The organism is Pedobacter aquatilis (assembly GCF_032678425.1).
Taxonomy (GTDB): Bacteria; Bacteroidota; Bacteroidia; order Sphingobacteriales; family Sphingobacteriaceae; genus Pedobacter; species Pedobacter aquatilis_B.
The window spans coordinates 260194-270748 of the sequence record NZ_JAVTSG010000007.1; the positions used below are offsets into that span (position 1 = coordinate 260194).

The 10555-nt window shown below is 40.3% G+C and carries 5 protein-coding genes; all 5 read left to right on the forward strand.

Annotated features, from left to right (window positions below; genetic code table 11):
• Positions 1 to 3 precede the first annotated feature (3 nt).
• The 5 genes from R2Q16_RS19280 (at position 4) to R2Q16_RS19300 (ending at position 10206) form a co-directional block, all read left to right on the forward strand.
• The gene (locus tag R2Q16_RS19280; RefSeq protein ID WP_316739557.1) at positions 4 to 1203 is read left to right on the forward strand and encodes an efflux RND transporter periplasmic adaptor subunit; all 1200 of its coding nucleotides are present in this window, start codon (positions 4 to 6) and stop codon (positions 1201 to 1203) included.
• A gap of 246 nt (positions 1204 to 1449) precedes the next feature.
• Positions 1450 to 4647 carry an efflux RND transporter permease subunit gene (locus tag R2Q16_RS19285; RefSeq protein ID WP_316739559.1) on the forward strand — a complete coding sequence of 1066 codons (3198 nt, stop codon included), beginning with the start codon at positions 1450 to 1452 and terminating at the stop codon, positions 4645 to 4647.
• Positions 4634 to 6043: a TolC family protein gene (locus tag R2Q16_RS19290; protein WP_316739561.1), complete on the forward strand. Its 1410-nt coding sequence runs from the start codon at positions 4634 to 4636 to the stop codon at positions 6041 to 6043. The genes R2Q16_RS19285 and R2Q16_RS19290 overlap by 14 nt, the downstream gene beginning before the upstream one ends.
• Before the next feature lie 1262 nt (positions 6044 to 7305).
• Positions 7306 to 8469, forward strand: a complete 1164-nt coding sequence (locus R2Q16_RS19295) for a transglutaminase-like domain-containing protein (RefSeq protein ID WP_316739563.1) — start codon at positions 7306 to 7308, stop codon at positions 8467 to 8469.
• A gap of 906 nt (positions 8470 to 9375) precedes the next feature.
• A complete protein-coding gene (locus tag R2Q16_RS19300) occupies positions 9376 to 10206 on the forward strand; it encodes a hypothetical protein (RefSeq protein WP_316739565.1) in 831 nt (276 codons plus the stop codon).
• The last annotated feature ends 349 nt before the right edge of the window (positions 10207 to 10555 follow it).

The window sequence follows — 10555 nt, forward strand, 5'->3', positions numbered from 1 at the left end:
CATATGAATGCTATCCATCGCTTGTTTATCCAACTTAACACTGTTAAACAGTTTAATAGTGTAAAAGCTCTAATGCTTATTTCAACTCTATCTATAATTATTGCCAGCTGTAAATCTGCTCCTGAGCAATCTGCTGCGGCACCACCACCACCTGTATTACCCGTGAGTATGATTAACGAAAGCTCACAAACCACCTATATTGATTATCCTGCTGCCATTCAAGGTGCAGTTGATATTGATGTTCGTCCGCAGGTGAGTGGTTATTTGCAAAGTGTTTTGGTTAACGAAGGCGCTTATGTTACAGCTGGACAAACCTTATTTAAAATCAATGAAAATCCTTACCGGGAAGCCTTGAACAATGCAAAGGCAAGCTTACATGCAGCTGAAGCAGCTATTTTAAATGCTCAATTAGAGGTTGATAAGTTAACACCTTTGGTGCAAAATAAAGTAGTATCAGACATTCAGTTAAAAACAGCAAAAACTGCTTATAAAATTGCGCAGGCAAACGCCGAGCAGGCTAAAGCAAATGTTGCATCGGCACAAATTAACTTAGGTTATACCAATGTAAAGGCAACGGTTAGCGGCTATATTGGCCGTATTCCTAAAAAGCAGGGTAGTTTAGTTGCACCAACTGACCAGGATGCTTTAACGCAATTGTCTGATATCCACGAAGTACATGTTTACTTCTCTTTAGCCGAAAACGATTTCAATAACTTCAATTCAAATTATCCGGGTAAATCGCCAGCCGATCGCATCAAACATTTACCAGCTGTAGAATTGCTTTTATCGGATAATACAACCTATCCGATAAAAGGTAAAATCGACATGATTGATGGTCAGTTTGACAAGAATACTGGCGCCATCACGCTTAGGGCAAGTTTTCCAAATGCTAATGGTGTTCTGCGCTCGGGTAATACGGGTAAGGTTCGCCTGGGTTTACAGCATGATGATGCGATTCTTATTCCGCAGGCAGCTACCGTAGAAATGCAGGATAAAGTGTTTGTTTTTGCTGTGAATAAAGGTAATAAAGTAAGTAAAATGCCTATTACTGTAATCGGAAAGAGTGGTAACAATTACTTGGTAAAAGATGGTGTTAAGTCTGGCGACCAAATTGTTTTAAGCGGTTTAGACCGTTTGCAGGAAGGACAAGTAATTACACCAGAAAAGGGAACAGATAAGGCTGCGAGTTTGGTTAGGAAATAGTCTGAAGTCGGGAGTCGGGAGTCTGAAGTTCGGAGTCAAAAGTCAAAAGTAAAAAGTAAAAAACCTTGGTGCTATACTAAAAACTTAGATGACCTTAGATGCCTTAGGTGGTTAAATTGTTGCAAGTCAGAAGATTAGCTTTACGAGTTCAGATTCCAATTGGCAAATCTCAATTTACAAATTTCAATACCCAACTCCAGGCGTTAAACGCCATGCTTTAAGCTCAAATAAAATAAAAATAAAATAATGTTCAAGATATTTATACAAAGGCCCGTACTGGCAACGGTTATCTCCATTTTGTTGGTGATATTGGGTGTACTTGGCCTTACAAAGTTGCCTTTACAACAGTTTCCTGATATTGCACCGCCATCTGTTTTAGTTACGGCAGTTTATCCGGGAGCGAATGCCGAAACGGTTTTACGTTCGGTAGCACCATCGTTAGAAGAATCAATCAATGGTGTAGAAAACATGACTTATATGAGTTCTACAGCTAGTAATGATGGCTCCTTAGCGATTACTGTTTTCTTCAAGTTAGGTACCAATGCCGACCAGGCAGCGGTAAATGTTCAGAATCGTGTGGCACAAGCGACAAGTCAGTTACCGGCCGAAGTGGTGCAACAAGGTGTAACCACAGCGAAACAACAGAATAGTTTCATTATGGCCATTGGTATGTACACCGAGGATGAGTCGAAATACGACCAGACTTTCGTAGCCAACTATGCGCAGATCAATATTATTCCGGAGATTAAACGTATTTCGGGTGTAGGTTCGGCGGCTATTTTTGGCGGTGTTAAAGATTATTCGATGCGGGTGTGGTTAAATCCAACGCAAATGTCGACATACAAGGTTACGCCGAGCGAAGTGATGCGGGCCATTCAAGACAAAAGTCTGGAAGCTGCGCCAGGTAAGTTTGGCGAGAAGAGTAAGGAAGTTTTCGAGTACGTTATCAAATACAAAGGTAAATTAACCAAACCCGAAGAATATGAAAACATAGCCATACGTGCGAATGCAGATGGTTCCATCCTTCACCTCAAGGATGTGGCGAGGGTAGAACTGGGCGCTTATTCTTACAATAGCATCACTCGTATTAACGGTAAAAAAGCCATTGTAATTGGTATTATCCAGCTGGCGGGTTCAAACTCAAACGATATTCAGGTTGCCATTAATAATTTGATGGAAAAATCGGAGAAAAGTTTTCCGGCAGGTATTAAGAAAAATATTTTTTACAGTACAAAAGTTGCCTTAGACCAATCTATAGAACAAGTACAACACACTTTAATTGAAGCCTTTATTTTGGTGTTTATTGTGGTATTCCTGTTCCTGCAAGATTTCAGGTCGACATTAATTCCGGCAATTGCCGTTCCGGTAGCCATTTTGGGTACGTTTTTCTTTATGCAATTGTTTGGCTTCTCTATAAACTTGCTGACCCTTTTTGCGCTGATTCTCGCCATTGGTATTGTGGTAGATGATGCGATTGTGGTGGTTGAAGCGGTACATGCGAAGATGGAACATAAACACTTGTCACCAAAAGCAGCCACACATGAAGCGATGCACGAAATTACAGGGGCAATTATTTCCATCACTTTGGTTATGGCGGCCGTATTTTTACCTGTTGGTTTTATGGAAGGCTCTACAGGCGTATTCTATCGCCAGTTTGCCTTTACCATGGCTATCGCGATTGTGATTTCAGCAGTAAATGCATTGACCTTAAGTCCGGCATTAGCCGCTTTGTTTTTAAGAGATAATCATTCTGCGCAAGGCGATAAACCCGTAGCTAAACCTAATTTCAAACAAAGGTTTTTTAACGGATTTAACAGCAGCTTTAATGCGCTAACCAACCGTTATGTTGGTGGATTGAAATTCCTGGTTCGCCATAAATGGTTAAGTTTAGGTGGTTTAGCCTTAATTACACTGGTTACGGTTTTCATGGTTAAAACTACTCCGGCAGGCTTTATTCCAACTGAAGACCAGGGTTTTATTGCCATTTCCGTAAACACACCGTCAGGAACTTCTTTAGATGGAACACAAAAAGTAATGACTGAAGCAGAGGCGGTTTTGAGTAAGCTTGATGCATCAAGAGACGTAACCGCGATATCGGGATTCAACTTGTTAACCAACTCAACCAGTCCATCATCAGCTGTAGTTTTCGTATTGTTGAAACCAAATGAAGACAGGGGAGCAGTTAAGAATATTGAGGAGATTATGAACCAGGTACGTGGTAAATTAGGTGCTATTTCCGGAGGTAGTTTCTTCGTGTTCAGTTTCCCAACAGTACCAGGTTTCAGTAATGTTGAAGCTTTGGATATGGTGCTGCAAGATAAAACAGGCGGTAAGCTAGATAAATTCAGCGGTATCTCTCAACAGTTTATTGGCGAGTTAATGAAACGTCCTGAAATTGCTGTAGCCTTCACCAGCTTTAAAGCTGATTATCCACAATTGCAGCTGGATATCAATGATGAAAAAGCCGACCAATTGGGTGTGAATGTGAAAGATATTCTGCAAACCATGCAAACCTATTTTGGTAGTGCACAGGCATCAGATTTTAACCGCTTTGGTAAATATTACCGTGTGGTGGTTCAAGCTGATGTGCAGGACAGGGCAGACCCATCATCAATAGACCGCGTATTTGTAAAAAGCAATCGTGGCGAAATGGTGCCGATTAATACTTTAGTAAAGCTAAGCCGTATATACGGGTCGGAAACGGCATCGAGATATAACCTATTCAATTCGATATCCATCAATGCAATACCGAAACCGGGCTTTAGTTCTGGTCAGGCGATTAAAGCAATTGAAGAGGTGGCAGAAAAACATTTACCATCAGGTTATAGCTATGAATTTTCCGGACAAACCCGTGAGGAGATTTCATCAGGTGGGCAATCTACTGTAATTTTCTTACTGTGTTTAGTATTTATTTACTTCCTTTTATCGGCACAATACGAGAGTTATATACTGCCATTATCGGTTATTTTATCTATACCTGCCGGAATATTCGGTGTATTTGTTGCTATCGGTTTTACAGGCATCCAAAATAATATTTATGTGCAGGTGGCGCTGATTATGCTTATCGGTTTACTGGCGAAGAATGCGATTCTGATTGTAGAATTTGCCGTTCAGCGGAGAAGAAGCGGACAGCCACTGGTCGCCTCAGCATTAGAAGCCGCAAAATCAAGGTTGCGTCCGATTATTATGACTTCACTAGCCTTTATTGTGGGTTTAATCCCAATGATGGGCGCAACAGGTCCGTCGGCGCAAGGTAACCACTCTATCAGCATCGGCGCTGCCGGAGGTATGGTTTCGGGCGTAGTTTTAGGTTTGTTTATCATTCCTGTACTCTTTATCCTGTTCCAGGCCTTACAGGAAAAAATTTCAAGAAAATCTAACGAGGTTGTTTCTCATCACCATGAAGAAAAACCTTTAAATCATGTAGTATATGAAACGGTTTAATATTTTAAGCATCCTGCTCCTTGCATTAATCTGGAGCGGATGTTCAGTTTCTAAAGATTTGGCTCTACCACAAAGTTTAGCGCCAAAAATGTTCAGAAATTCAGCACCAAAAGATTCATCAAGTATTGGCGATTTGCCTTTGAAGAACTTTATTAACGACCTTACCGTACAAAATTTAATCGATACGGCTTTGGTTCACAATTATGATATGCAGATTGCATTGAAAAATATCGATGCCGCAGAAGTGTTGTTTAAACAATCGAAACTGGGTTATTTGCCTGAGTTGAAACTGCAGGTAGCGGCGAGTTCTAGTCGCCCGTCTGATAACAGTTTAAACGGCTTAAGCTTAAATCAATTTACGGGTTCTACACACATTGAAGATTACAATGCTAACTTAGGTGTGTTTTGGGAGGCCGATATCTGGGGTAAAATCCGTAACCAAAAAGCGGGCGCTTTAGCTAGTTTTTTACAAACCGAAGAAGCCCGTAAAGCCGTTCAAACCCGTTTGGTGGCCAATGTTGCCCAAGGTTATTATAATCTGCTGATGCTGGATGCGCAGCTTGAAATCGCTAGGAAAAACTTAAAGCTGAATGATAGTACCTTACGCATTATCAATTTACAATTTGAGGCCGGACAAGTAACTTCATTAGCGATACAACAAGCCGAGGCGCAGCAGTTAAATGCAGCACAGTTAATCCCACGTTTGGAGCAAAATGTTACGCTTCAGGAAAATGCCCTAAGTGTATTGATTGGTACAATGCCAAAGGCGATTAATCGTTCGAGCCGTTTAGATAAAATGGCCATTCCGCTGGATTTAAGTTCGGGTTTTCCATCCGCTTTGCTTAGCCGAAGACCGGATATTAAATCTGCCGAATTAGCGCTCAATATAGCAAATGCTAAGGTTGGCGTAGCGAAAGCAAGTTTATATCCATCACTAGTGATTACAGCAAGCGGTGGCATCAACTCTTTTAAAGCCAGCAACTGGTTTAATGTGCCTGCATCTTTATTTGGTTTAGTTTCGGGTGGGATTACCCAACCCATCTTTCAAAGAGGACAGTTAAAATCTAGTCTAGAACTGGCCAAAATCGATAGAGAAAAAACGGTTATTCAGTTCCGCCAATCCGTTATTAATGCCGTTGGTGAGGTTTCTGATGAATTAACAAAAGTGGAGAAATTGAAAAACCAATATAGCATCGCTGAAAAGAGAGCGCAGACTTTGCAACAGGCATCTAAGAACGCCAGTTTATTATTTAAAAGTGGTATGGCAAATTATTTAGAGGTGATTACTGCACAAGGAAACTTGTTGCAAAGCGAACTGGAGTTAACCGCAATTAAAACTGAGCAGTTAAATGCAGTAGTTGGTTTGTATCGCTCGTTGGGTGGTGGCTGGAACTAGAAGGTTTTTTACCAAATAAGGTATTTGAGGACATTTAAGGTTTTCGCTTTAAATGTCCTTTTTTTATTATTATGCATAATCAGAAGCACCATTTGCAATTTCTCCGTCATCGCGAGGTACGGAGCAACCTTTTATTTAATGCGAGTTCAAGCTTAACAGATTGCTTCAGCTCGCTCAATTCCAGCTTCGCAATGACGGCGTTGTATAATTCTTCAGAAGCACTATTTGCAATTTCTCCGTCATTGCGAGTTACGAAGTAATCTTTTATTTGATGTGAGCTCAAGCTTAATAGATTGCTTCAGCTCGCTCAATTCCAGCTTCGCAATGAAGGCGTTGTATAATTTTTCAGAAGCACTATTTGCGCTTTCCCGTCATCGCGAGGTACGAAGCAATCTTTTATTTAATTCGAGCTCAGACTTAGTAGATTGCTTCAGTTCGCTCAATTTGCGGCTTCGCAATGACGCAGTTGTATAATTTTCAGAAGCACTATTTGCAATTTCTCCGTCATTGTGAGGTACGAAGCAATCTTTCATTTAATACGAGCTCAGACTTAGTAGATTGCTTCAGTTCGCTCAATTTGCGGCTTCGCAATGACGCAGTTGTATAGTTTTTCAGAAGCACATCTGCACTTTCCCGTCATTTCGAGGTACGAAGCAATCTTTTGTTTGATGTGAGCTCAGACTTAATAGATTGCTTCAGCTCGCTCAATTCCGGCTTCGCAATGACGGCCTTGTATAATTCTTTACGGCGCACATCTGCACTTTCCCGTCATTACGAGGTACGAAGCAACCTTTTGTTTGATGTGAGATCAAGCTTAATAGATTGCTTCAGCTCGCTCAATTCCAGCTTCGCAATGACGCAGTTGTATGGTTTTTCAGAAGCACTATTTGCGCTTTCCCGTCATTGCGAGGAGTTACGACGTGGCAATCTTTTATTTAATGCGAGTTCAAGCTTAATAGATTGCTTCAGTTCGCACAATTCCAGCTTCGCAATGACAGCGTTGTATAATTTTTAGAAGCACTATTTGCGCTTTCCCGTCATTGCGAGGTACGAAGCAATCTTTTATTTAATGCGAGTTCAAGCTTAATAGATTACTTCAGCTCGCTCAATTCCAGCTTCGCAATGACGGAGTTGTATCGCCACACAGGTAGAAGATTCGCAGCTTAGATATAAAATTCTAAAAAAAAGACCTCAACTTCTGTAACCATTTCGAATTTACAGCGTCATGTAATTAAACTAAACACATTTAATCTAATCAAAACATGAAACTTAACCTCTTTAGCATTCTTTTCTTATCTCTTTCGATAGGAGTGGCATCTGCTCAAAACAACAAAGTTCCGGTTATTAAAGCCAATTCGTTAAGCGTGAATATTAAAGACGATAATGACCCGGTAAGACAGAATGCCTGGACGATTGTTCCGGCCGAAAAGCTTGATGTTTACAACACTTCAGCCAAAAGAGTAACCTTCTACACGGATAAGGAATCGATTTCTTTTAAAATTGACCCGAAAGTTGGTGAGTATAATTTTATCATTCTTGTGAATGAAAAGGATACTGCAAGGACGCAAATCAAATACGATGCAAAGGCTCCAAGCAGCAGGCCTATTGCTTATCTGGATACGCTGCGCAAGGCCGAGAAATACAATTTAAATGATAAGCGTGAAGTACCGAAATTTTCTTATCAATCGATGGATGATCCTAATCTGATTAAAATCAGAAAAGATTTAAAACTGGACTCTATTGCAGGAAAAGGGACTGAGCTTTCTAAAGTTTTTAACTTATTGCACTGGGTTCATAATTTAGTAAGGCACGATGGGAGCAGCAACAATCCAACGCTTCAAAATGCCATCGACCTGATTAAAGTTTGTAGAGAAGAAAATCGCGGGGTTAACTGCAGGATGTTGGCAACCATTTTAAATGAGTGCTATTTATCACTGGGCATTGCTTCCCGACACATTACCTGTATGCCCAAAGAAACCAAATTTGATGATTGCCATGTAATCAATATGGTTTATATTAAAGATTTGCAGAAATGGATATGGATAGACCCCACTTTTGATGCCTATGTAATGGATGAAAAAGGTACTTTATTAGGGGTACAGGAAGTAAGAGAGCGGTTAATTAAGGCGCAGCCACTTGTGCTGAACGCAGATGCGAACTGGAACCGCACTAATTTGCAAACCAAGGAATATTATCTGCAATATTATATGGCGAAAAACCTATATCGTTTACAGACACCATTAAATAGTGAATACAATTTCGAAACAAGCAAACCAGGTAGAAAAGTAACTTATGTAGAGCTATTGCCATTGGATGGGCTTGTTCAGAGTCCTCAGCAATCCGAAAGCATTAATAAAAATACGGGTGTAACCTTCATTAATTATAAAACCAATAACCCCGGTTTATTCTGGACTAAACCGGAATAGGGAAGGGTTTTTTAGGCGGGATTGGGGGCGGTTTATCGAATGTTTTCTTTTGCCTCATTGGCGGCGGCCTAGTCCTTTTCTCTTGAAAGAAAAGTACCAAACCTGAGCAAAGCGAAAGCATGCCTACCAATAAAAACAACAACAAATAAGGCATAACATCAAGGCTTGCATCTGATGTTGGTTATGCCGCTCGACACTTTAAAAGCGGCAGCGCAAGCCCCGATGAAAAATCGGGAGGATGCGCTGCCTCGTTCAGTGCCGGTTTGAAATTTCTGCACAAGTTTCAACCGCCTAACCTGCCATCATCTGCTATGCCGGAGGGTAGGGTGCAGAAAACCTATACATCCCGCTATTCCCGTTGAAGCGTCTATCCCAATTTTTCTGGAGGGTTGGAGCAATATCTTTTACTTAAGTACAAATGCTGTCAGTCTGAGCGTAGTCAAGACCTTTCTCAATTTTGACACATAAACAATCTGTCCTTCAACTTCGCTCAGGATGACAATTGTTTTTGTTCCCTTTAACTTAATTGCATTGGATGGTTGGGGGATGACTTATTCAACTCCGAGGGGCAAGTGCCGACTATTCGGGAGGTGCCTGCAAGGCTGGTCGTTCAGCCATACTTCCGTCATGCTGAATTTATTTCAGCATCTCTTAGCCCTTCCTGCCTTCATGTTCGCACCATGTTCGGAGCTTGTTCGAAAAAAATAACCGATTCTCGAACAAGCTCCGAATGAGCTCCCTATCAGGTGCAATCAATAAGGTTTAGGGGGGTGGACTTGACGTGGACTAATGGTGGATTAGACGTGGACTTGGGTTGGACTTTAAGCTAAGTGTTTTTGGGAATTTAGTGCAGAATTTTTATATTTAATTATTCATCCCATTAAGTAAACTAAAAATACAAATTTTATGGCAATTACTAATGGAGTACTGAATTTTTCCGGTAAGCTGGGCGATTTTATTTTTTACAAAAGCAATAAACAGAATATTGCGAGGAAAAAACCAGAAACTTACAATCTTTCTGAAAACAGTATAAAAAGTAGTCGCGATTTTGGCGAAGCCAGCCGAAATGCCACCTACATACGTAAAGCTTTTGAACCCCTGGTTCAATTTTACGCAAACAATAATTTTCACAATCGCCTCAATAAACGCGTAGTAGAGGCATTCAAAGGTATTCCGGCGACACATTTAGGACGCAAAAAATTTATTGATGCCAATATTGGCCTACTCGCCGGGTTCGAATTCAATACCTCAACTGCTTTTGACACCTTATTTTTTAGGAATCTACACTGTCTGATTGGAAAGGATGGATTAGTTAAACTTACACTATGGGCTGGTGATTTAAAAAATGTGGTTCAGCCATTAGAGGGTGCAAAGGAAGCGGTATTAGAGGTGATGCTGTTTAATTATGATTTGAACGGCGATGAATATGAGCTTGTTAAGTTTAAAAATTTAAAAATAGACCTTCAAAAACCCATTTTCCCAAGCCGTCAGATAAGTCGTACGATAACTTGTACAGGCGACAAGGCCTTAATTATTGCTATAGGCATTTCCTTTTTCTGGGATAGTGGCCGCTCGGCGAATAAACGTTTCTTCGCGGCTAAAATTAGTCACGCTTTTCATTTGAATAATGGAGCCATCGTAGAATTTCCTGAACCGGAACCAGAAAAGGTTTTAAGTTGTATTGAAGAGGAGGAGGATGGTGACGACTGGGAACTGGTTGATGATGTAAATTGCTGAAAATTTTGATAAAGTTATGGTTTTATTAATCACCAGGTGCTCAGCGAGCCTTACGTTCGAAATGTGTTAAAATAGATATTTAAGATTGTTAAAGAAATTGGTATGTTACGTGAAACCGTAAGGATGATGAATTGGCTTATTGTATATTAGAATTTTAATATTTTTAAACAATAATAATTGTTTATGGGAATAAAACGGCTATATATTCAATCAATTATAACTCTTTTTCCGCTGATTGAATTTTAAAATTAACTTTACACTTCAAGAAATCTTTTAAAATACAATGGCTAAATCGGCAAAAACTGAGCAAGAGGAACCTTTAAAGAAAAAGCTGTGGAAGGCTGCAGAT

Coding starts and splice junctions, on each gene's coding strand:
- R2Q16_RS19280 (WP_316739557.1), top strand. CDS start 4: ATGAATGCTATCCATCGCTTGTTTATCCAACTTAACACTGTTAAACAG.
- R2Q16_RS19285 (WP_316739559.1), top strand. CDS start 1,450: ATGTTCAAGATATTTATACAAAGGCCCGTACTGGCAACGGTTATCTCC.
- R2Q16_RS19290 (WP_316739561.1), top strand. CDS start 4,634: ATGAAACGGTTTAATATTTTAAGCATCCTGCTCCTTGCATTAATCTGG.
- R2Q16_RS19295 (WP_316739563.1), top strand. CDS start 7,306: ATGAAACTTAACCTCTTTAGCATTCTTTTCTTATCTCTTTCGATAGGA.
- R2Q16_RS19300 (WP_316739565.1), top strand. CDS start 9,376: ATGGCAATTACTAATGGAGTACTGAATTTTTCCGGTAAGCTGGGCGAT.